At 74.3% G+C, this 22,234-nt stretch carries 18 protein-coding genes; 9 read left to right on the top strand and 9 right to left on the bottom strand.

Going from position 1 to position 22,234, the window contains the following annotated elements:
* The first annotated feature begins 241 nt into the window (after window positions 1-241).
* From ACQKM2_RS14855 to ACQKM2_RS14865, 3 genes are all read left to right on the top strand, one after another.
* Window positions 242-1,165: an ion transporter gene (locus ACQKM2_RS14855; RefSeq protein ID WP_427709736.1), complete on the top strand. Its 924-nt coding sequence runs from the start codon at window positions 242-244 to the stop codon at window positions 1,163-1,165.
* Between the two features lie 152 nt (window positions 1,166-1,317).
* Window positions 1,318-1,680 (top strand): CU044_2847 family protein, encoded by a 363-nt coding sequence (locus tag ACQKM2_RS14860; protein ID WP_427709738.1) that lies wholly within the window; start codon window positions 1,318-1,320, stop codon window positions 1,678-1,680.
* Entirely contained in the window at window positions 1,680-5,954 is a 4,275-nt protein-coding gene (locus tag ACQKM2_RS14865) for a trypsin-like peptidase domain-containing protein (protein ID WP_427709740.1), read from the top strand. Before ACQKM2_RS14860 ends, ACQKM2_RS14865 begins: the two co-directional genes overlap by 1 nt.
* Window positions 5,955-6,002: 48 nt before the next feature.
* Here the strand turns inward: ACQKM2_RS14865 and ACQKM2_RS14870 are convergent, their stop codons facing one another.
* The 6 genes from ACQKM2_RS14870 to ACQKM2_RS14895 form a co-directional block, all read right to left on the bottom strand.
* Window positions 6,003-7,574 carry a hypothetical protein gene (locus ACQKM2_RS14870; protein ID WP_427709742.1) on the bottom strand — a complete coding sequence of 524 codons (1,572 nt, stop codon included), beginning with the start codon at window positions 7,572-7,574 and terminating at the stop codon, window positions 6,003-6,005.
* 130 nt (window positions 7,575-7,704) lie between these two features.
* Entirely contained in the window at window positions 7,705-8,364 is a 660-nt protein-coding gene (locus ACQKM2_RS14875) for an ABC transporter ATP-binding protein (RefSeq protein WP_427709744.1), read from the bottom strand.
* On the bottom strand, window positions 8,357-9,241 hold the full coding sequence (locus ACQKM2_RS14880; protein ID WP_427709746.1) for an ABC transporter ATP-binding protein: 885 nt from the start codon (window positions 9,239-9,241) through the stop codon (window positions 8,357-8,359). The genes ACQKM2_RS14875 and ACQKM2_RS14880 overlap by 8 nt, the downstream gene beginning before the upstream one ends.
* Window positions 9,242-9,567: 326 nt before the next feature.
* Entirely contained in the window at window positions 9,568-10,434 is an 867-nt protein-coding gene (locus ACQKM2_RS14885; RefSeq protein WP_427709748.1) for an ABC transporter permease, read from the bottom strand.
* A complete protein-coding gene (locus ACQKM2_RS14890) occupies window positions 10,427-11,392 on the bottom strand; it encodes an ABC transporter permease (RefSeq protein ID WP_427709930.1) in 966 nt (321 codons plus the stop codon). Before ACQKM2_RS14890 ends, ACQKM2_RS14885 begins: the two co-directional genes overlap by 8 nt.
* A 56-nt stretch (window positions 11,393-11,448) precedes the next feature.
* On the bottom strand, window positions 11,449-13,038 hold the full coding sequence (locus tag ACQKM2_RS14895; protein ID WP_427709750.1) for an ABC transporter substrate-binding protein: 1,590 nt from the start codon (window positions 13,036-13,038) through the stop codon (window positions 11,449-11,451).
* A gap of 196 nt (window positions 13,039-13,234) precedes the next feature.
* Here ACQKM2_RS14895 and ACQKM2_RS14900 point away from each other — a divergent pair, with 196 nt between their 5' ends.
* Both ACQKM2_RS14900 and ACQKM2_RS14905 read left to right on the top strand, forming a co-directional pair.
* A complete protein-coding gene (locus ACQKM2_RS14900; protein WP_427709752.1) occupies window positions 13,235-14,203 on the top strand; it encodes a fibronectin type III domain-containing protein in 969 nt (322 codons plus the stop codon).
* 77 nt (window positions 14,204-14,280) lie between these two features.
* Window positions 14,281-16,422 (top strand): ATP-binding protein, encoded by a 2,142-nt coding sequence (locus ACQKM2_RS14905; RefSeq protein WP_427709754.1) that lies wholly within the window; start codon window positions 14,281-14,283, stop codon window positions 16,420-16,422.
* A 144-nt stretch (window positions 16,423-16,566) separates the two neighbouring features.
* Here ACQKM2_RS14905 and ACQKM2_RS14910 read toward each other — a convergent pair whose 3' ends face one another.
* A complete protein-coding gene (locus tag ACQKM2_RS14910) occupies window positions 16,567-16,752 on the bottom strand; it encodes a DUF5999 family protein (protein ID WP_125815414.1) in 186 nt (61 codons plus the stop codon).
* A 155-nt stretch (window positions 16,753-16,907) separates the two neighbouring features.
* Between ACQKM2_RS14910 and ACQKM2_RS14915 the strand changes: the two genes are divergently transcribed.
* Both ACQKM2_RS14915 and ACQKM2_RS14920 read left to right on the top strand, forming a co-directional pair.
* Entirely contained in the window at window positions 16,908-17,330 is a 423-nt protein-coding gene (locus ACQKM2_RS14915; RefSeq protein WP_427709756.1) for an SRPBCC family protein, read from the top strand.
* A 49-nt stretch (window positions 17,331-17,379) separates the two neighbouring features.
* Window positions 17,380-18,186, top strand: a complete 807-nt coding sequence (locus ACQKM2_RS14920) for an LppU/SCO3897 family protein (RefSeq protein ID WP_427709758.1) — start codon at window positions 17,380-17,382, stop codon at window positions 18,184-18,186.
* A gap of 57 nt (window positions 18,187-18,243) precedes the next feature.
* Here ACQKM2_RS14920 and ACQKM2_RS14925 read toward each other — a convergent pair whose 3' ends face one another.
* Window positions 18,244-19,473 (bottom strand): acyl-CoA dehydrogenase family protein, encoded by a 1,230-nt coding sequence (locus tag ACQKM2_RS14925; RefSeq protein WP_362463744.1) that lies wholly within the window; start codon window positions 19,471-19,473, stop codon window positions 18,244-18,246.
* A gap of 176 nt (window positions 19,474-19,649) precedes the next feature.
* On the opposite strand from ACQKM2_RS14925, the gene ACQKM2_RS14930 reads away from it, so the two are divergent.
* A complete protein-coding gene (locus tag ACQKM2_RS14930) occupies window positions 19,650-20,294 on the top strand; it encodes a TetR family transcriptional regulator (RefSeq protein WP_427709761.1) in 645 nt (214 codons plus the stop codon).
* 13 nt (window positions 20,295-20,307) lie between these two features.
* Here the strand turns inward: ACQKM2_RS14930 and def are convergent, their stop codons facing one another.
* A complete protein-coding gene (def, locus tag ACQKM2_RS14935; RefSeq protein WP_427709763.1) occupies window positions 20,308-20,856 on the bottom strand; it encodes a peptide deformylase in 549 nt (182 codons plus the stop codon).
* Window positions 20,857-20,977: 121 nt separating this feature from the next.
* Between def and ACQKM2_RS14940 the strand changes: the two genes are divergently transcribed.
* Complete coding sequence (locus ACQKM2_RS14940; protein WP_007262776.1) at window positions 20,978-22,216, top strand: Mur ligase family protein; 1,239 nt, start codon at window positions 20,978-20,980, stop codon at window positions 22,214-22,216.
* Window positions 22,217-22,234 lie beyond the last annotated feature (18 nt).

Here is a 22,234-nt window from a genome sequence, read left to right on the forward strand (position 1 = left end):
GTGGTCCGCGACCTTCGAACCGGTACCCACCTTCCGCTTCCTGGAGCAGATGGGCAGGCGCGGCGGCTGGGACGCGCGGCCCCCGGAAGGGGCCGTTTCGCGTGACCACGTGAAACCCGTTCGGCCGTACGGCGTTAGCAGGACGTACGGACCGGCGCGCGCGCCCCCGCCCCGCGCCGGTCCGTGCGACGACGCCGACCACGGCCTCACGGGCCGCACGAGCACGAGTACGAGGGACACGATGACGGACCCCATGCCGGCCGGATCCGGCCGGCGGAGACTTGCCGCCCGCTGCCGCAGCATCACCGAGGCCCCTCCGTTCGGAATGGGCGTCTTCGCGGTGATCCTGCTCAACGCGGCGCTGATGGGCCTGGAGACGTACAGCGGGCTGGCCGCCGAGTACCGCCAGGTGCTCCAGGCCGCGGAACAGTCCTGCCTCACCCTCTTCACCCTGGAGATGCTGCTGCGCGTCGGCGCCCACGCCGACCGGCCGAAAGCATTCTTCCGGGACCCCTGGAACATCTTCGACCTGCTGATCGTCACCTCCGCCTTCCTGCCGTTCCTGCGCGAGAACGCCACCGTGCTGCGGCTGCTGCGCCTCGCCCGCGTGCTGCGCACCGCCCGCTTCCTGCCGCACCTGCGGATCCTGCTGCTGGCGGTCGGCCGCAGCCTGCCGGGCACGGCCAGCTTCCTGTTCGTCGGCGCGCTGGTGGTGTACGTGTACGCCATGGTCGGCTGGGTGGGCTTCGCCTCCGCCGACCCGCAGCACTACGGCTCGATCGGGCGGGCCGCGCTCACGCTGTTCCTGCTGACCACGCTGGACGGGCTGACGGACGCGGTGCGGGCGGGGCTGGAGATCTCCCGGTTCAGCATCCTCTACTACGCCTCGTACGCCCTGCTGGCCTCCTTCGTCCTGGTCAACGTCCTGATCGGGGTGGTGCTCAACTCGCTGGACGAGGCGCGGGAGATGGAGGAGGCGGACGCGCGCGCCCGGGAGCGCGCGGCGAACGCCACGGACCCGGCGGACGAGGTCCGGGACCGGATCGCCGCGGCCCGCCTGGCGCTGGACGACCTGGAGGCGAGCCTCGATCTGGCCAAGTCGGTACCGCCTCCGGCCCCGGAACCGGAGCTCCTGGCGGAGCGGCGGCTCGAAGCGGCCAGGTAGCGGCCCGCGGCGGGGGCGGCCGCCGGGGAGCGGGCGGCCGGGTTTCGGCCATCCCCGGCGCCGTCACCCCCGGCCCCTGCCCCAACTCCCGCGTGCCGTGCGAGAGTTGCCCACGACGCCGAGCCGCTGGGCAACGGGGAGGGTGGGCGGGCATGAGTGCCGAGGTGCGTACGGTCGAGGTCCCCCTCGGGGACGGCACCGACGGGGTGGTGCGGGTGCAGATCCGCGAGGTCGACGAGTCGCTGGCGCGGGTCGGGCGCGGCGGCGGCCCCGTCGTCCGGGCGTCGCGCTCCTTCGGGGAGATGCTGGACGGCATCCGGCCGCTGGCGGACGGTTTCGTGGGCCGGCTCGCCGGGCTCGCCCACCGGCCGGACGAGATCACCCTGGAGTTCGGGGTCTCCCTGTCGGCCGAGGCGGACATCGTGGTGGCCAGCACCGCCACCCAGGCCAACTTCGCCGTGACCCTGACCTGGAACTCCCGGGCCCCGCAGGACGACCCGCACAGCACCCCCTGATGGCCGCGGCGGGAGCGGAGGGGCCGCCGGACGCCGTCCTCGGCTCCGCCATCGTCCGGGTCGCGGGCCCGGCCGGACCGGTCGGAGTCGGCTTCCTGGTGGCCCCCGACCTGGCGCTGACCTGCGCGCACGTCGTCGCCGACGCGCTCGGCGCGCCGCGTGGGCAGGTCCCCGCGCCGACGGGCGCCCTGACCCTGGACCGCCCCCTGTCCGGGGCCTCCCGGCAGGTCGCGGCCGAGGTGGAGCACTGGGTTCCGCTGCGGGCGGACGGCACCGGGGACATCGCGGTGCTGCGGCTGCGGGCGCCCGTCGCGGGTGCGGGCGCGCTCGCCATGGCCTCCCCCACGAGCGTCTGGGACCACGCCGTACGGGTGGCCGGCTTCACCGGCGCCTTCCCGGGCGGCGTCTGGCACGCGGGCCGGCTGCGCGGCTGGACCGCCGAGAACTGGGTGCAGCTGTCGGGCGCCGACCGGCAGGGCGTCCCCGTGGACCGGGGCTTCAGCGGCAGCCCGGTCTGGGACGAGGAGGCCGGGGCCGTGGTCGGCATGGTGGTGGCCGCCCAGCTGTCCGGGGACCGGCAGAGCTTCGTGATCCCCACCCGGACCCTGATCGCCGAGGTTCCCGCGCTCGGCCCGCTGCTGAGCCCCGCCTCCCCGTTCCGGGGCCTCGCCGCCTTCCGGGAGGCCGACGCGGAGGTGTACTTCGGCCGGGACCCGGAGGCCGAGGACGTCGCCGGGCTGCTGGACGGCGGCCCGCGCTCCCGGGTGGCCCTCGTCGGCCCGTCCGGCTGCGGGAAGTCCTCGCTGGCCCTGGCCGGGGTGGTGCCCCGGCTGCGTGCCCGGGGGTACGAGGTGCTGGTGGTGCGGGCCGCCGAGGGGCTGCCGGTCCGCACGGCGCTCGCCTCGGAACTGGCCCGCCTCGGCGGCGGGCCGGCGGGGCCGCGGGAGCTGGAGGAGGACCTGGCCGGGCGCGGCCTCGCCGCGGCGGCCCGGTCGGCCCTCGGCGACCGGGCGGGCCGGCTGCTCGTCGTGCTCGACCAGGCCGAGGCGCTGCTCGCGGAGGGCCGCTCCGGCGACGACGGCTCCGCCGCGCTGCTGTTCCCCGAGCCGCACCCCGCCGGGCTGCGGGTGCTGCTCACGCTCCGGGCCGACTTCCTGGAGGCGGCCCTCGCGCACCCCGTCCTCGGCCCCGCTCTCGGCCGGGCGGCGGTCCGGCCGCTGCTGCCGATGACCCGGGCCCAGATGTCCGAGGTCATCCTGCGGCCGCTGGCCCGGATCCCCGCCGTGTCGTACGACCCCGGCCTCGTCACCCGGATGCTGGACGACGCCGGCGCCGAGCCGGGGGCGCTGCCGCTGCTGGGGTTCGTACTGGCGCGGCTGTGGGACGAGCGGGCCCTGGGCCGCCTGCGCTTCGCCTCGTACGAGGAGATCGGCGGTGTGCGCGGTGCCCTGGGCCGGCACGCGGAGGCGGCCTGGCGTGGGTGCGTCGCGGAGGTGGACGAGGAGGAGGCCCTGCGGCTGCTGACGGCGCTGGTGCGGATGGCGCCGGGCGGCGAGGCCCCGCTGCGCGCGGTGCTGAGCCGGTCGGACGCCGGGGAGGAGCGGTGGCGGATCGCCGGCCTGCTCGCCGAGCGGCGGATCCTCGTCGTGGGCGGGGACGCGGAGCGCGGCCAGACCGTCGAACTGGCCCACGAGGCGCTGATCGGAGCCTGGCCCACGCTGGCCCGCCGGGTCGCGCAGGACCGGGAGTTCCTCACCTGGCGGGCGGGCTTCCGGCGCGACCTGGACCGCTGGGAGGAACTCGGCCGGCCCCACGACCAGCTGCCGACGGGCGCGCCGCTGGACGCCGCCGTCATCCAGACGGGGCTGCGCGGCGACGAACTCTCGGCGCGGGAGCGGGAGTTCCTCGAAGCGGGCCTGACCCGCCGCACCGCGGAGGCGGCCCAGACCCGACGCTCCCGCCGGCTCAGGCAGGCGGGCATCACCCTGCTGGCCGTCCTGCTGGCCGTCGCCGTGCTCGCGTCGTGGCAGCTGTACGGGGCGAACGGCAGGCTGGACGAGGACCTGCGCAAGGCCGCGTCGCCGCAGATCGCGCAGTTGGCGGGGCGGCTGGACGACGTGTCGCTCGCCACCTCGGCGCTGATGAGCGCGGCGGCGTACCGCACGGCCCCGGGGCCCGAGGCCGAGACCGCACTGTTCGAGCAGTACGTACGGATGCGCCACGTCGAGCAGGTCGTCTACGAGGGCAGCGGCGAGGTGCGCCACGCCGTGCTGAGCGAGGACGGGCGGCGGGTCACCATCGGTCTGGGGTCCGGCGACGTCCACGGGGCGGACCTGGGTTCGGGACGTCCGGAGGTGAAGGGCATCAGGAAGGACGCCGACCTGGTCACCGCTTCACCCGACGGCCGCAGCATCGCCACTTCCACCCCCTTCGGCCTCGTGACCGTGGGTGTCCGGGCCCCCGACGGCAGCTGGCGCGGGGTGAAACTGCGTGGAGTCGACGAGGCCCGCACGAACGCCCGGCCGGCGACCGACGTCCGCTTCGACGGTTCCGGGCGGCGCGTACTCGCCGCCTCCCCGGGCGAGGGCGTGTCGGTGTGGGAGGCGGCCGACGGCACGCGCGTCGGCGGCACGCTCGCCGCGCCGAGCGGCTGGAACGTCTCGCACGCCTGGTTCGGGCCGGACGGCGTGATCGTCGGCCGGATCGTCCCGGAGGGATCCGCCGCCGGTGCGAACGGCCGACTCGTGCGCTGGCGGCTGTCCGACGGCCGCCGCGACGAGGAGCCCTGGGGGAGCCAGGACACCGGCCAGGTCACCGTCAGCGGGGACGGCTCCACGCTCGCGCGGTGCACGGCGGACGGAGTACTCCAGGTATGGGACCTCGGCGGGCAGCCCCGGGTCCGCAAGGAGTACAGCACGACCCGGCTGGGGGCCGTCTGCCCGTTGTACACACCCCGGCTCGACCGCACCGGCCGCTTCCTGCTCAACCCCGTACAGCGGTTCGGTGCGAGCCTGGGCCGCTATCGGTTCCTGGTACTGGACCTCCAGGACGGGCTGCCCGCCGTCCTCGACCTGCCCGCCCCCGCCCAGCAGGACGAGTTCGTCGCGGGTTCCACGACATTGCCGGCGGTCAGTCTCGCCGGACCTCCCGACGCGATGAAGGTGGCGGTCACCGTGGGCGGCACCGTCGCGGTCGCCAAGGTGCCCCGGCCGACCGCCTTCGACAGCGCCATGCTCACGAGCCTGATCCGGACCGTGGACGTGGACCACGGCCGGGTCGCCAGCGTCGACGCGGACGGCGCGACCCTGCGCCTGTGGGATCTGGGGACGCGCCGCCAGCTCGCGGCCGTGCGGCCCTCCGCCCCGCTCGCCCGGATCTATCCGGTGTTCAGCCCGAACGGCGGACGGCTGCTCACCGTCACGACCGACGGCGCCGGGGTCCTGGTGTGGGACGTGGGGACGGGGGGCGGTACACCGCTCACCGAGGCCCGCCGGCTCACCCTGCCCACTCCCCCGGGCATCGATCCGACCCGCGCGGACCCCCGTACGGGACACACCCCGGCCTGGGTCAACGTCTGGTACGACGGAGACGACCACGCGGTGGTGTCGGCCGTCTCCTACGTGTCCCGCTGGGACCTGAAGGCCGGGTCACAGGTGGGCAGGACGTACCGGCCGTCCACCCAGGAACCGGTCGAGCTGTCCGACCGGGCGGCCGACGTCTTCGCCGCGGCCCGTCCCGGTCACCAGCAGGCCGCCGTCCGTACGGGGGGCGACGAGGTCCAGCTCTGGGACTTCGACAAAGGCGCGGCGGTGGAGACCTTCACGACCGACAAGGGGCCGCCCCGGCACATGGCCTTCGACCCGACCGGGCGCCTCCTCGCCGTCGTCACCACGGACGGCGTCCTCAGGATCCGGAACATGGACACGAAGAAGTGGAAGAACCTGGCCTACCAAGGGGTCCAGTGGCTGAACGGCTTTCCCACTTCGGCCAGGCTCAGCACCGTCGCCACAACCAACGCCTTCACGTTCTGGGACGTGGACAAGGGCACGGAACTGCACCACTTCACGCCCGGCTACGGCGCCACCGGCGACTGGTCGGCCGACGGCACGAAGCTGGCCTGGGCGGACGGCTCCGCCGTGGAAGTGCTGCCCCTGGACCCGGAGACCTGGCGCAGGCGGGCCTGCGAGCTGGCCGCCCGGGCCCTGACCGGGCCCGAGCGCGAACTCCTCCCGCCCGGCGCCCGCTCCGACGCCTGCGCCGCGCTGAAGCAGTGAACGGGCCCCCGCCCGGGGTGCGGGCGGGGGCCGGACGCGGCGGCGGGGTCAGCCGCCGTCGCGGACGGCGACGATGCCGTTGAACACGCCGACGTACGCCGTGCCGTCGGGGCCGAGGGTGATCGGCGCCCAGTTGTTGTCGTACAGGGGTCCGGTGCCGGTCAGCTGCCGCCAGCGGCGCTCACCGGTGCGGAAGTCGACCGCGGTGAGGTACCAGGAGTCGATGCCCCAGAAGTTGGGCTCCTTCTCGTAGAAGTAGAGCAGCCCGTTCGCGGTGGAGAGCTTGGGGACCACGGAGGGAGCGCGGATCGCGCTCTCCCACACCGTGTCGCAGCCGCTGCCGTCGGCGCGGACGTCGATGCGGCTGACGCCGCCGACGACCGACTTGCCCAGGAGCAGCGAGGTGGGGTTCTCGTACCCGTAGTTGTTCTCGACGATGATGCTGTTGCCCCAGGTGATCAGGGAGTTGTCGGTGGTCGAGGCGCCGGATCGGAAGACGGGCACCTTGCACACCAGCCGCCGGTCGGCGGGGACGTCGGCGCCCCGCCGGTAGACCAGGACGTTCATCCGGTCGTCGGCGTTGTCGGTGATGGCGACGTAGCCGTTGCCGAAGAGGTCCGGGGTGGTGCCCGAACCCTGGTTCACGGAGCCGGGCTTGGTCCCGGTCCCGCGGTCGTACGTCTGGCGCCACTGGGCCTCGGGGGTGCCGTCGGCGCGGGTGCGGAAGCTGTAGAGGGCGTGGTCGGTGACGATGGAGACGCCGTCCTCGGCGACGGAGAAGGAGTTCTGGATCTCCTCGCCCTCCAGCCGGATCGACCGGATCTGTCCGCCGGCCGGGTCCACGGTGCCGACGCGGCCCTGGCGGGTGACCCACCAGATGCGGCCGTTCCAGTCGGGCATGACCGAGGTGACGGGGTCGCAGGTGCCGCTGGGCCACAGGTTGGTCCAGCTGACGCAGTCGTGCGGTACCTGGCCGGTGAGGTCCCAGTCGTCGTCGACCGTGAACTTCCAGCTCCCGTCGGGGTTCTGGGAGTGGGAGAGGCGCAGGATGTGCTGGCGGGAGTCGGCGAGTACCGCGCGGTCCTGGTTGTCCAGGTAGAAGTAGGCGCCGCCCGAGGTGTCCTTGAAGATCTTCGCGAAGTCGAGCGAGGTGATCGCCTCGACCGTGGAGGAGCGCTGCGGGAGCTGGTGTTCCGCGAGCGTGGCGAGCGTACGGGGCTCCAGGAGCTTGACCTTGAAGCCGGAGAAGGTGCCGCAGACGGTGACGAGGCGGCCGCCGGTGTCGAAGGTGGCGGTGGCGCACTCGCCGCCGAGGGCGGCGATCTTCTCGCTGGTGACCTGGGGGTTCTTCCCCAGGGGGCCGGACCACGGGGCGGTGGCGCTGCCGCCCGCGTCCGAGTGCATGCCACTGCGGCCGTTGGGCGCGAGGAAGGGGTGCTGCGGCGGGGCCTCGCCCGGCAGCGGGGCGGCGGTCGCGGGTCCGCCTTCGTAGTGGCTGACCAGGCGGTGGCCCGGGGCCTTGGGGATCTCGTCGGCCTGGGCGGCGGGGGCGAGCCCGCCGAGCACCGTCAGGGCGGCGATGGCTGGGACCGCGGCGCAGTTCAGCGCTCTTCGGAACATCCGGTCATCCTCCTTGCTCCTCAGTGTTGTTGACATTGCGTCTGACATCGCGCCGCCGCCAGACGCTAGATCGCACTGCCCGAGGAGTCCATGGAAGGACCGGATGATTCATGAAGGTGCAACAAGTCGATCAACTGTCCGCGATGTCGCTCCAGTGCGCCGTGCGGTCGCACCAGCGGCCGAGGAGCACCGGATCGTGCCCGACGGCCAGCAGGCCGGCTCCGGTCTCCTTCCGGTACTCCTCGACCACCCCGACCAGGGCGGCGGTGGTGGAGGCGTCGAGCATCGCGGTCATCTCGTCGCAGACCAGCCATTGCGGCCGCAGCACCAGTGCCCGGGCCAGGCAGGCGCGCTGGAGCTGGCCGTCGCTGACCTCGTGGGGGCGCCGGGCGAGGAGGCCGGGGCCCAGGCCGACCCGGTCGGCCAGCCCGGCGACGGCCGCTTCCGCCTCCGCACGCCGGCCCGTGGCGCGCAGCGGTTCCGCGACGAGGTCGTAGAGGCTGAGGCGGGGGTCGGCGGAGAGCCGGGGCTGCTGGAAGACGACGCCGACGGCGGTGCGCAGGGAGCGCGGGGCGCGGTGCCGGAAGCCGGTCACCGCGCGGCCGTCGAAGGCCACCGTCCCCCGGTCGGGCCGGTGCAGCAGGGCGGCGACCCGGGCCAGGGTGGACTTGCCGCAGCCGCTGGGCCCGAGCAGCCCGAGGGCCTCGCCGGGGTGCAGCGCGAGGTGCGCGTTCCGTACGACGGGGCCCCGGCGGTCGTAGCCGGCGGTGATGCCCTTGAGCTCAAGCACGGTGGCAGGCCACCCCTTCGGTCAGCGGGGGGCGCCCGGCCCGGCAGGTGTCGTCGGCCAGGGCGCAGCGGTCGGCGAAGGCGCAGCCGGGCGGCAGGTCGCCGAGCTCGGGCGGGGCGCCGGGGATGGGGGTGAAGGCGCGTTCGGGCAGGGCGTCGAGCAGGCCCCGGGCGTAGGGGTGGCGGGGGCCGGGAGTGCCGAAGAAGGTGTCGGCGGGGGCGAGTTCCACGATCCGGCCCGCGTACATGACGGCGACGGTGTCGGCGATGCGCTGGGCGGCCGCCAGGTCGTGGGTGATCATCAGCAGGGCGCGGCCGGCGTCCCGGGTGTGGGCGCGCAGTTCGTCGACGGTGCGTTCCACGAGGTCCCGGTCGAGGCCGGTGGTGGGCTCGTCGGCGAGGAGCAGGGGCGCGTCCCCGATGAGGGCGAGGGCGGTGGCGGCGCGCTGGGCGAGGCCGCCGGAGAGCTGGTGGGGGTGGTGGTCGAGGTGGCTCGCGGGGAAGGCGGCGCGGGCGGCCGCGGCTTCGGCGGCCCCGCGCGGGTCGCGGGTGCCGGTGAGTTCCCGGACGGTCTCCTCCAGGTGGGAGCGGACGGTGCGGACGGGGGTGAGGTGCGCGGCGGGGCTCTGCGGGACCAGGCCGACGCGGCGGCCGCGTACGGTGCGGGCGAGGGTCTTCTCGTCGGCGGCGAGCAGGTCGAGGCCGTCGCCGAGGCGGGCCGATCCGGCGGTCTCGGCGTTGCCGGGGAGCAGGCCGAGCAGGGCGGAGGCGAGGACGGACTTGCCGCAGCCGCTCTCGCCGACGAGGGCGAGGCATTCACCGGGTCCGAGCGTGAAGGTGGCGTCGGTGACGGCTTCGACCGGGCGGCCGCCGCGCATGCGGAAGCGGACGGAAAGCCGGTCCAGGGTGAGAACGGGCCCCGTGGGGGTGCCGTCAAGCCGGGGCGGAATCGGAATCCTCCGGGCAGAAAACGGTGTTTCGCCCCCAGGGCCAAGCGCCGCCGGGTAGCGTGCATGTCGTGCGCTGCGAGAACCAAGCGCGCACAACGAGCCGAGCGAGAACCAAGCCGGCACGGCAACCTCCACAACTTCATAAACCCGGGCTGGTTTCAACCCGGCTGGTGTTGATCGCGGAAGACTCTGTCGCTCGCTGAGCGCCCGAGCGGCGTGAGCCAGGAATCCCCCGGCTTCGGCGGGGGGAGGATTCAAAGGGTCAGCTCCGAGCGGCGGCGGGGGCTCAAGCGCTCCCGCCAGGCTCCCGCGAGGCCCGCGACCGCCAAGGTCGGAACGATCAAGAAGAGGCCCGGAAAGAGGGTGGGCCACCAGTCGCCGGCGAGCAGCGAGCCGCGGCCGGCCTGGACGAGGGTGCCGAGGCTGGCCTGGTGGGCCGGCAGGCCGAGGCCGAGGAAGGACAGCGCGGACTCGTGCCACATGGCGTGCGGGATCATCAGCACCGCGGCCAGTCCGGCCTGCGGCAGCACCCCGGGGACCAGGTGGCGGACGGTGACCCGCCATCGGGAGGCGCCGCCGGAGACGGCCGCGTCCACGTAGGGGCGCCCCCGCAGCGAGAGCACTTCGGCACGCACGATGCGGGCGGTGGAGAGCCAGTGGGTGAGCGCGACCGACACCACGACGGGCCAGATGCCGGGCCGGAACAGGGCGACGACGAAGATCCCCAGCAGCAGGTGCGGGATGGCGGAGAGGGCATCGACGGCCCGCATCAGGAGCCGGTCGGTGCGGCCGCCGAGGGCTCCGGCGGCCGCGCCGACGGCGGTGCCGAGGACGGTGGCGACGAGCGCCGCGACCACGCCGACCAGCAGGGAGACGCGCAGCCCGTGGACGCAGCGCAGCAGCAGGTCGCGGCCGAGGTCGTCGGTGCCGAAGGGGTGCTGCCAGGAGGGCGGCAGCAGCTTCGCGGAGAGGTCCACGGCCTGCGGGTCGAACCGGACCAGCGCGGGCACCAGCAGGACGGTGAGGACGAGGAGGGCGGTGACGGCGGCCGCGGTGCGCACGCGCAGGGCGCGGGTGGAGCGGCGGTCCGGGCCGTGCCGGCGCCAGGCGGTGTCAGCCATCGAAGCCCACCCTCGGGTCGGCCAGCCCGTACAGCAGGTCGGACAGCAGGTTGCCGGCGAGTACGGCGGCGGTGGCCAGGACGGTGAGCGCGGCCAGCAGCGGGAAGTCCACCGAGGTGGCGGCGGTGACGGTGGCGGCGGCGATGCCGGGCCAGCTGAAGACGGTCTCGACCAGCAGGGCGCCGGTGATCAGCTCGGGGACGCGGGAGCCGACGAGGGTGAGCATGGGCAGCATGCCGGAGCGCAGCCCGTGGCCCAGCAGGACCCGCCGTTCGGACAGGCCCCGGGCGCGGGCGCCGCGTACGGGGTCCTCGGCGAGGGCGTCGGCGACGCCCTGGCGTACGTAGAGGAAGAACCAGGGCAGCTGGGAGACGCCGAGGACCAGTGCGGGCAGCACCAGGTGGGAGGCGACCCCGGAGAGGGTGACGGTGTCGTCGGCGGCGTCGGTGAGGCCGCCCGAGGGCAGCACGCCGAGCCGTACCGAGAAGAACCAGACGGCGAGCAGCCCGAGCCAGAAGGCGGGGGCCGCCTCCAGGGTGTAGGCGAGGCCGGACGCGGCCCGGTCCAGGGCCCCGCCCTGGCGGCGGGCGGCGAGCACCCCGAGCAGCGTGCCCAGCAGGACGGCCACGGCGAAGGCGCAGCCGGCGAGGAGCGCGGACCAGCCCACGCGTTCGGCGATGACGTCGGCGACGGGCTGGCGCATCACGGCGGAGTCGCCGAGGTCGCCGGTGAGCGCGGAGGTGAGCCAGTCCCACCACTGGGCGGGGAAGGGCCGGTCCACGCCGAGGTTGGCGCGCAGCTGGTCGAGTTCGGCCTGGGAGGCGGTGAGTCCGGCGGTGCCGGCGTATGCCTTCACGGGGTCGAAGGGGGACAGTGCGGCGACGGCGAAGACCCCGAAGGTGACGGCGAGGAGGACGGGGACGGCGGACAGGGTCCGCCGTCCCGCCATCCGCGCCATCGGCCCCCAGGGCCGGGGGCGGCCGGGACGGCTGCGCCCCTGCCGGTGGCGAAACGTCACTTCTGCTTCGGCTTCCAGCTCTCGACGTTCCACCAGGGGCCGGAGCCGAGGCCGTGGTCGTGCGGCTCGACCTGGGTGGAGGGGCCCTCCCACTTGTCGTTGACCACGTAGAGGTGGTCGATGTGGGTGAGGAACACGTAGCCCGGGTTCTGGACGAGTTCGCGCTGCACGGTGTCGTAGGCGGCCTTGCGGGCGGCCGGGTCGCCGCTGGTGCGGCCGTCGGCCACGGCCCGGTCGACGGCCGGGTTGGCGTACTGGGCCATGTTGTTGAAGCCGTCACCCGCGAGGGAGGAGGTCAGCAGCTGGTACTGGTCGAAGTCGGGGTCGGCCGGTGAGCCGCCGCCGGCGAGGACGGCGTCGGTCTTCATCCGGGGCTCGATGACCTCCCAGGTCCCGGCCTCGGTCTTCACCTCGATGCCGGCCTTCTTCGCGTCGGAGGCGAAGGCCAGCGCGTGGTCCTGGCGGATCTTGTCGCCGGTGGTGTACCAGAGGGGGAAGGAGGCGCGGACCCCGTCCTTGGTGCGGATGCCGTCCCCGCCGGGCTTCCAGCCGGCCTCGTCGAGGATCTGCCTGGCCCGTTCGAGGTCGTACGGGCGCTCCGTGCCCGGGGTGAACCAGCGGCTGTCGGTGGGCACGGGCCCGTAGGCGGCCTTGCCCGCGTCGTCGAGGAGCTTGTCGACCATGGCCTGCCGGTCCACGGCGATGTCCAGCGCCCGGCGCACGGCCACGTCGCCGGTGACGGGGTGGTGCGTCGGCAGGGTCACGTTGCGGTAGTCGAAGGTCTTGGCGGCGAAGGTCTTGCGCGCCTTGTCCTGCGCGAAGCCCCGGGCGAGGTTCGGGGGCAGGATGGCGGCGTCCAGTTCCCCGGCGCGCAGCCGGGTCGCGCGGACGTCGTCGTCCTTGACGACGGCCATGGTGAACTTCTTCACGGCGGGCTCGCCGCCCCAGTAGTGGGGGTTGGCCCGGAAGCTGATCTTCTCGCCCTTGGACCAGCCGGTCAGCAGGTACGGGCCGGTGCCGACGGGCTTGGTGGTGAACTCGCCGCTGTTGACGTCCTGGCGGCCCGCGACGTGCTCGGGGGCGATGGGCAGCACGGTCCGCTCGGCGAACGGGGCGTAGGGGTACTTGAGGGTGAAGACCACCTTGTCGGCGCCCTGGGCGGTGACGCTCTCGACGGCGTCCAGCTCGGTCCTGGAGGCGTTGTTGGTCTTCGGGTCGAGGATCGTCCGGTAGGTGAACTCGACGTCCTTGGCGGTGAAGGGCTCCCCGTCGCTGAACTTCACGCCCTGGCGCAGCTTGTAGGTGTACGTGCGGCCGTCCGCGGAGACCTCGGGCAGGGCTTCGGCGAGCGCGGGCTTCAGCTTCATGTCCGCGTCGTGGGTGAGCAGCCCGTCGAAGATCTTGGAGTTGCCGTCCTTGCCGTAGCCGAGCAGGGGGCTGAGGCTCTCCGGCTCGGTCGCGATGCCGACCACCGCCGAGTCCGCCGGCGAAGCGGCCCCGGAGGGGTTCGAGCAGGCCGCCAGGCCCGTGATGAGCGCGGTGGCGAGCGTCGCGCCGACCGCTCCCCGTACTGTCCGGGCCGTCATGCTGTGCACATCCCTGTTCAAAATCATCCGTTATTGCAAAGAGATCGCAATAATGCCAGACAAGAGCAGATGGAGACGAACCCGCCCAGACCGGCGCCCCCGGTAGCGGCCGCCGGCCCCGGGGTCTTGTGGGCCCGCCCCGGCCGTGCCATATATGTCTAGACCAATAACGGACCCATGCCGGAAGGGGCATCCCGTGCGCGGCACCACCTCCCCGCGCCGCGCCGGGGCGGCGGCGCTCGCCCTCGGCCTGGCCGCCGCCCTGGCCGCCTGCGGCGCCGACGGCGACACCCGGCCCCCGCCGGCCCCCACCGGGCTCACCGCGCAGGCGGGCAGCGCCACCTCGGTCCACGTGATGTGGCGGACGCCCGCCACCACCGACGGGGTCAGCGGCTACCAGGTCTTCCAGGGCGGCCAGTTGGTCCGGGAACTCCCCGCCGACAAGACCATGACCGACATCACCGGCCTCGCCCCGGGGACCGCGTACACCTTCACCGTCCGCGCCAAGGACGCCGCCGGGAACCGCTCCCCGCTCAGCGCCCCCGCCGGGGCGACCACCCCGGCCGCCAAGGCGGAGGACCACCGGGCCCCCACCGCCCCGCCCACCGCCACCGGCCGCGCGGAGGGACCCTTCGAGGCCCGGCTGAGCTGGGGCGCGGCGACCGACGACACCGGCGTGACCGCGTACGACGTCTACCAGGCCGGGATCCGCGTCCACACCGCCCCCGGCACGGACGGCTCCACCACCGTCACCGGGCTGCAGCCGGGCACCGCCTACGTGTTCACCGTCCGCGCCCGCGACGGCTTCGACAACTCCTCCCCGGACGGCCCGCCGGTGGCCGTGACCACCCCCGCCGACCCCGGCCGGGCCCCGGACACCGCCCCCGGCTCGTTCACCGCCGCCGCCTCCCCCGGCGCCGTGGAGCTGACCTGGACCGCGCCCGGCACCGGCCGCGCGACGAGCGAGTACCAGCTCTACGTCAACGACCGGCCCGTCACGGTCATCCAGTTCGGCGCCGGGGCCGTACCCGAGGGCCGGGCCTCCTACCGGCTCACCGCCACCGAACCGGCCGGGACGGCATGGACGGTGAAACTCCGCGCCCGGCTGCCCGACGGCAACTGGGGCGCCTTCTCCGAGGAACGGCGGATCCTGCTGGCCGGCTGACCCCGATCGGCCCCGCCCCAGGGGCCATCCGCCCCGAACGGCAGACCCCGCGAAAGAAGATCGCGCACAATACATCCGTGTTCGGTGAGTACTCGGTCAACCACAATCAGGCAGACTCCGCGTGCGGGGACCCCGCACCCGACCCGGCCGCCGGCCCGGGACACCTGCCGGGCAACCTGCCCCCGGAAGCGGCCGGCTTCATCGGCCGCGAGGCCGAACTGGGCAACCTGGACGTCCTGTTGGGCGAACGGCGGCTGGTCACCCTGACCGGGGTCGGCGGCGTCGGCAAGTCCCGGCTCGCCCTGCGCGCCGCCACCCGCCGCCGCCTGGCCCCCCGGCCGGGGGGCCTGCGCCCCGGCCGCGCCTGGCCCGACGGGATCTGGTGGGTGGAGCTCTCGCCGCTGCGCGACCCCGCGCTGCTCACCACGACCGTCGCGCACGCCATCGGCCTCGCCGACCACTCCGTGCACCCCCTCGACGAGGAACTGTGCGCGTGGATGGCCGACAAGGCCCTGCTGCTCGTCCTCGACACCTGCGAGCACATGGTCTCCGAGGTCCGCCACCTCGCGGGCGAACTGCTGCAGTCCGCACCCGGCCTGACGGTCCTGGCCACCTCCCGCGAGCGGCTCGACTCCCCCGGCGAGACGGTGCTCGAAGTCCGCCCGCTGCCCTGCGAGGGGCCCGACAGCGAGGCCCTCGCCCTCTTCCGGGCGAGCGCCCTCGCCGCCAGCCCCGCCGCCTCGGCCGTCTTCGCCGACCCCGCGCGGTCCCGGACGGCCGCCGAGGTCTGCCGGCGGCTGGACGGCATCCCGCTCGCCCTGGAGCTGGCCGGGGCCCGGATGCGGCTGTGGAGCCTGGAGCAGATGGCGCAGCGCCTCGGCGCACGCTTCGAGGTGCTGTCCGCCGCCCGCGCCGCGCTCCCGCCCCGGCACCAGACGATGCGGACCGCGATCGGCTGGAGCCACGAGCTGTGCGAGCCGGTGGAGCGGCTGCTGTGGGCGCGGCTCTCGGTGTTCACAGGGGACTTCGACATCGCCGCCGCCCGCGCCGTGTGCGCCGGCGGGCCGCTGCCGGCCGCCCGGGTGGAGCGGGTGCTGGAGGGGCTGGTCGCGAAGTCCGTCGTACGGCGCTCCCGGGAACGCGGGGCCGGGGCCCGCTACCGGATGCTCGACACCATCCGGGAGTTCGGCCGCGACTGGCTCGCGGAGCTGGACGAGGTGCGGGCCGTCGCGGACCGGCACGCCCACTGGTACGCAGCGCTCTGCGCGGCCGCCGACCGGGGCTGGCTGGGGCCCGGCCAGCTGGACTGGTACCGCAGGACCAGCGCCGAACACGCCCAGCTGCGCACCGCCCTGGAGCACCTGCTCGGCACGGACCCCTCGGCGGCCCTGGAGATGGCCGGGGCCCTGTGGTTCTTCTGGTTCTCGTGCGGGCACGTCCACGAGGGCCGGGGCTTCCTGGAGCGGGCCCTGCGCGGGGCCCCGGAACCGGGGGCCGCCCGGGTCCGGGCGCAGTGGGCGCTCGGGCTGACGATGCTGCTCCAGGGCGACATGGACGGGGCCCAGGAGATGGGCGCCGAGTGCGTCCGGGCGGCGGCGCTGCTCGCCGACCCGGAGCTGCGGCTGCGCGCCGCCTACCTGCGGGGGGTGTCGATCCTGATGCCGGGCGACCCGGTGGGGGCGCTCGCGCTGGCGGGGCCCCGGGCGCGGGCCTCCCACGAGGGGCGGGCCGACGGGCCGGGCCGGCTGCTGTGCCGGCTGGTGACGGCGTACGCCCTGTGCGACCTCGGGCGCTTCGAGGAGGCCGCCGAGGAGGCGCACGGGCTGCGCGAGGCGTGCGCGGACCTGGGCGAGCGCTGGCTGCGGGCGTACGCGGACTACGTGCTGGCCGTCGCGGCGCTGGGGCTCGGCCAGTACGGCGAGGCCGCGCGGCACGTACGGGCCATGCTGTCCGGGAAACGGCTGCTCGGCGACCGCTTCGGCATCGCGCTGGGCCTGGACCTGCTCGCGGCGGCGGTGGCGGCCCTCGGTGACGGGGAGCTGGCGGCGCGCCTGCTCGGCACCGGGCACGCCTGGTGGCGCACGGTGGGCAGGCCGCAGATGGGCTCGCCCTCGCTGACGGCCCTGCGGGACCAGGGCGAGCGGCAGGCCAGGGCGGCGATCGGCGACGCGGCGTACGAGACCGCGTTCCGGGGCGGTGCGGCGGCACCCACCGGCTGACGTGGCAGCCGGTGGGCCGCGTAATGCCTGGGCTCCCGTCAGTACGGGAGGGGTCTGCCCGACGGTGTGCGCAGGTCCAGGTCTCGGGGGGCGGGCTTGGGGACGGGCTTGCGGATCAGCTGCTGGCGCATGCTGCCTCCTCGCTCAGACCAGCGCCGGACGACGGGGTTCCACCGTCCGGCCTTCGGGGAGCAGTTCACCGGTGTCGTCGAAGATGACCACCCCGTTGCAGAGCAGGCTCCAGCCCTGTTCGGGATGGGAGGCCACGACGCGCGCGGCCTCGTGGTCGGCGCTGTCGGCGGGCGGGCAGGGGGGCTGGTGGGAGCACATGGCGCACCTCCTCGCAGTGTGGGGCGGGAAGGCCGGTGGTCACCCGGTCGAACCCACGATCCACGGTGGCGGTGAGTATTACCGATCGCCGCCCTCCGGCGGAAGCCATATTCGACGTCCAGTTCAGGGTGTGTATGCCCGCTTACCATGCGCTCATGCCCGTTATCCGGATCATTCGCCGCACGCCCCTCCCGCCGGCCGAGGTGTGGAGGCGGCTGACGGACTGGGAACGCCACGGCGAACAGGTGCCGCTGACCCGGACGATCATCGAGACGGAGCCGCCGACGCGCGCCGGAACGCGCTTCACGGCGCGCACGGGAGTGGGAAGCATCACGTTGGACGACACCATGGAGGTCGTCGTCTGGGAGCCCCCGCGGCTGGTCCGGCTGGAGAAGCGCGGCAGGACGGTGACGGGCTGGGCCGAGATCGAGCTCCGGCCGGCCCCCGGCGGGGGCACCGAGGTCCACTGGCGCGAGGACCTGCGGCTGCGCCCCCTCCCCCGCGTCCTGGACCCCCTGGTGGCCCGCGCGGGCCACCACCTCTTCGCCCGGGCCCTGGTCCGGCTGCTGCGGCCCTGACGGGCCCGGCTAGGGTGCCGTGATCATCACGCACCCCCGGGAGGGTTCCTTGGCCACACCCCCGCCGCGGTACGGCGCCGGCCCGTACGGCCCGTACCCCCCGCAGCCGGGGCCGTACGCCGCCCAGCCTGGCGGATACCCCGCGCAGCCCGGCACGTACCCCGCCCAGCCCGGCGGGTACCCCGCGCAGCCGGGGTCGTACGCCCCGCCGGCGTACGCCGTGCCGCCGCAGCAGGCCGGGGCCGGCTGCCGGGTGTGCGGGTGCCGGCCCGCCGCCCCGGCCACCGTGCGCGGCCACCAGGGCCTGCTCGTGGTGATGCGGTTCCTCAGCCTGCCCGGGCCGTTCTGCCGCGACTGCGGTACGGCCACCTACCGCCGGATGTCCTCGGACACCCTCTGGCAGGGCTGGTGGGGGCCGCTTTCGCTGTTCATCACCCCGTTCACGCTGCTGCTCAACCTCGGCCCCCGGGCGGCGTTCCGGCGCCTCGCGGAACCGGCGGGCGGCTTCCGGCCCCCGCTGGACCCGGGGAAGCCGCTGTGGCGGCGCCCGCCCGCGCTGCTCCTGCTCGTACCGGCCCTGCTGATCGCCCTCGGCATCCCGGCGCTCGTCGTGACCGGCCTGCTGCTCCGCGAGGCGGCCCCGCCGGTGCTGGCGGTCGGCCAGTGCGTGCGCAACGCGGGCGACTGGAAGGACCAGGACCTGGTGGTCACGGACTGCGGGTCGGCCCGGGCCGAGTTCCGCGTCGGCAAGCGGCTGACCGGCGGGGAGCACTGCGCCGCCGGCGACTACCTCTCCGACCCGAAGTACGGCGGCGGGGACGGCTGGACCCTGAACTGCCTCACCCCCCTGCGGTGACGTACGTCCGCCCCCGGGGTCTCCGGGGGCGGACGTACGGAGGGGGGAAGCCCGCGGCTAGCGGATCGGCATGCCCGACAGCGTGCGGGCGATCACCAGGCGCTGGATCTCGCTCGTCCCCTCGAAGATCGTGTAGATGGCCGCGTCCCGGTGCATCCGCTCCACCGGGTACTCCCGGGTGAAGCCGTTGCCGCCGAGGATCTGGACCGCCTGGGCGGTGACCTTCTTCGCCACCTCGCTCGCGAAGAGCTTCGACATGGAGCCCTCGGCCGAGGTGAACGGCTTGCCCGCGACCGCCATCCAGGACGCCCGCCACACCAGCAGCCGGGCGGCGTCGATCTGCGTGCGCATGTCCGCGAGCTGGAAGGCCACCCCCTGGTTGTCGATGATCGGGCGGCCGAACTGGGTGCGGGTCTTCGCGTAGTCGAGGGCGACCTCGTACGCGGCGCGAGCCGTGCCGACGGCCATGGCGCCGACGGCCGGCCGGGAGGCCTCGAAGGTGGCCATCGCGGCGTTCTTCACACGCTCTCCGCCGCCCGCCGCCGCCCGCTCGCGGGCCCGTGCGAGCCGCTCGTCGAGCTTCTCCTTGCCGCCGAGCAGGCAGGAGCCGGGGATCCGTACGTCCTCCAGGACCACCTCGGCGGTGTGCGAGGCGCGGATGCCGTGCTTCTTGAACTTCTGCCCCTGGGACAGGCCGGGGGTGTTCGGCGGCACGATGAAGGAGGCGTGGCCCTTGGTGCCGAGCTCCGGGTCGACCACGGCGACGACGATGTGGACGTTGGCGATGCCGCCGTTGGTGGCCCAGGTCTTGGTGCCGTTCAGCACCCACTCGTCCTTGGCCTGGTCGTAGACGGCCCGGGTGCGCATCGCGCCGACGTCGGAGCCGGCGTCCGGCTCGGAGGAGCAGAAGGCGGCGACCTTGACGTCGTCCGGGGTCCCGTACATCTGCGGGATCCAGGTGCCGATCTGCTCCTCGGTGCCGTTGGCGACGACCCCGATGGCCGCGAGGCCGGTGCCGACGATGGACAGGGCGATGCCGGCGTCGCCCCAGAAGAGCTCCTCCATGGCCATGGGGATGCCGAGGCCGGTCGGGTCGAAGAACTGCTGGGCGTAGAAGTCCAGCGAGTAGATGCCGACCTTGGCCGCCTCCTGGATGACGGGCCACGGAGTCTCTTCCCGCTCGTCCCATTCGGCGGCCGCGGGCCTGATCACGTCGGCGGCGAAGCCGTGGATCCAGTCCCGGACCTGCTTCTGGTCGTCGTTGAGCTCCATGGTGAACTCCGCCATGTCCCCTCCAGCTGTCTCACACGGTTACCGTTACTGCCGGTAACCCTCACCGTGGCCACAGTCTGTTACCGGCTGGTAAGCACTGTCAAGCGCCGCCGATTCGGTGACGGGGGTACGCGGGGTGTTACGTTGCGTGGGCGTCACGCACATCGCAAGGGCGGGGAGAGAAACACGTCATGGAGACCAGTCAGCAGCCGGGCGAGCCGGGAGCGGGAGAACGCCGCCGGCGCGAGCTGCTCGAAGCGGCGGACCGCGTCGTGCTCAGGGACGGCCCCAAGGCCTCGATGAACGCCATCGCGGCCGAGGCCGGCATCACCAAGCCGATCCTCTACCGGCACTTCGGCGACAAGGCGGGCCTCTACCAGGCCCTCGCCGTCCGCCACACCGACGCCCTGCTCGACTCCCTGCGGGCCGCGCTCGACGCCCCGGCCGAGCGCCGCAAGCGGGTGGAGTCCACCCTGGACACCTACCTCGCCGCCATCGAGGCCCGCCCGCAGGTCTACCGGTTCCTGATGCACCCCGCCGAGGACTCCCAGAGCAGCGAGCGCGGCTTCGACGTCGGCCTGCACTCCGCCCCGCTGCTGCGCCGGCTCGGCGAGGAACTGGCGAAGGTGGTCGGCGAACGGGTCGACCTCGGCCCCGGCGGCGAGCAGCTCGCCCGGATCTGGGGCCACGGCATCGTCGGCATGATGCACGCGGCCGGCGACTGGTGGCTCGGCGAGCGCCCCTGCGAGCGGGCCGCGCTGGTGGAGGGCCTCACCGACCTGCTCTGGGGCCGCCTCGCCACCGCGGGCAACCGCGCGGACGGCCCCGGCTTCTGACCCCCGCCGCCGTTCAGGCGCGGGCGGCGCCCCACGGCGCCTTGGCGATGGCCCGGCGCAGCCGGCGGGCGCGCAGGCCGGTCACCCGGTCCGCGTAGACCGTGCCGTCGAGGTGGTCGCACTCGTGCTGGAGGCACCGGGCGAAGAACCCGGTGCCCTCCACGCGCACCGGGGACCCGTCGGTGGTGACCCCCTCGACGACCGCCCGGTCGAAGCGGACGGTGCCCGCCTCCAGGCCGGGCAGCGACAGGCAGCCCTCGGGGCCGCGGAACTCGTCCCCGTCCGCCTCGACCAGCCGGGGGTTGACGACGTGTCCCACATGGCGGACGTCCTCGTCGTCGGGGCAGTCGTAGACGAAGACCCGCAGCCCGGTCCCGATCTGGTTCGCGGCCAGCCCGACGCCCTGGGCGGCGTACATCGTGGCGAACATGTCCTCGACGAGCCGGTCGAGTTCGGGCCCGAAGTCGGTGACCTCGGCACAGGGAGAGTGCAGCACCGGTTCGCCCAGCAGGGTCATCGGGCGTACGGAACCGGTGGTACCGGGGAGGGGACGCTGTCGCATGGCGGTAAGGGTACGACGGGCGAATATATGAGTAGATCCGCGGCGACCTGGGGCGCCGCGGTCAAGGCCGCGGCCGGTACTGGATAGGCTGGGGCGACCGACGCTAGGAGGACAAGGGACGATGGCAGGCAACACGGAGCCGCTTTCGCCGCGGGCCAAGCTGGCCGTGACGGCGGGCAAGGCCGCGGCGGCGGTGTCGCGGGCCGCGGGACGCGGAAGCGGATCGGTGATCGGAGGCAAGGTCGCACTCAGGCTGGACCCCGATCTTCTCGGCGCGCTGGCGCAGCATCTCGATGTCGTCCTCGTCTCCGCGACGAACGGCAAGACCACGACGACCCGCCTGATCGCGGAGGCCCTGCGGGCCAGCGGTCCGGTCGTGTCCAACGCGCTGGGCGCGAACATGCCCGCCGGCATCACCTCGGCGCTCGCCGGCGGCTCGGACGCCAAGTACGGCGTCATCGAGGTGGACGAGAAGTACCTGGCCGGGGTGGCCCGGGACGTCACCCCCAAGGTGATCGCCCTGCTGAACCTCTCCCGCGACCAGCTGGACCGCGCGGCCGAGACCCGCATGCTCGCCGAGAAGTGGCGCGAGGGCCTCCAGGGCTCCAAGGCCGTCGTGGTCGCGAACTGCGACGACCCCCTGATCGTGTGGTCGGCGTCCTCGTCGCAGAACGTGGTCTGGGTCGCGGCCGGCCAGGAGTGGAAGGACGACGCCTGGTCGTGCCCCTCCTGCGGTGGCGTCATGCAGCGCCCGGGCGACGACTGGTTCTGCGGCGAGTGCGGCTTCCGCCGCCCCGCCCCGAGCTGGGTGCTCTCCGGCGACCACGTGCTCGACCCGCACGGCAGCGCCTGGCCGATCCACCTCCAGCTGCCCGGCCGCGCCAACAAGGCCAACGCCGCCACCTCGGCCGCCGTGGCCGCCGTGTTCGGCGTGCCGCCGCAGGTCGCGCTGGAGCGCATGTACCAGGTGCAGGCCGTGGCCGGCCGCTACGACGTGGTCAGCTTCATGAACCGCGACCTGCGCCTGCTGCTCGCGAAGAACCCGGCGGGCTGGCTCGAAACGTTTTCGCTGATCGACGGGCCCCCGGCGCCGGTGGTCCTCGCGGTCAACGCCCGCGGCGCCGACGGCACCGACACCTCCTGGCTGTGGGACGTGGACTACCCGCGCCTCGCCGGGCACCCGATCTTCGTGATCGGCGACCGCAAGCTCGACCTCGCGGTCCGCCTGGAGGTCGCGGGCCTGGACTTCCGCGTCTGCGAGACCCTCGACGAGGCCGTCCAGCTGGCGCCGCCCGGGCAGATCGAGCTCATCGCCAACTACACGGCCTTCCAGGACGTGCGCCGCCGCGTCGGCAACTAGTACCCAGACCTTCGAAGG

Origin of the sequence: Streptomyces sp. NPDC004126 (genome assembly GCF_050275515.1) — a bacterium.
In the GTDB taxonomy this organism is placed as follows: Bacteria; Actinomycetota; Actinomycetes; order Streptomycetales; family Streptomycetaceae; genus Streptomyces.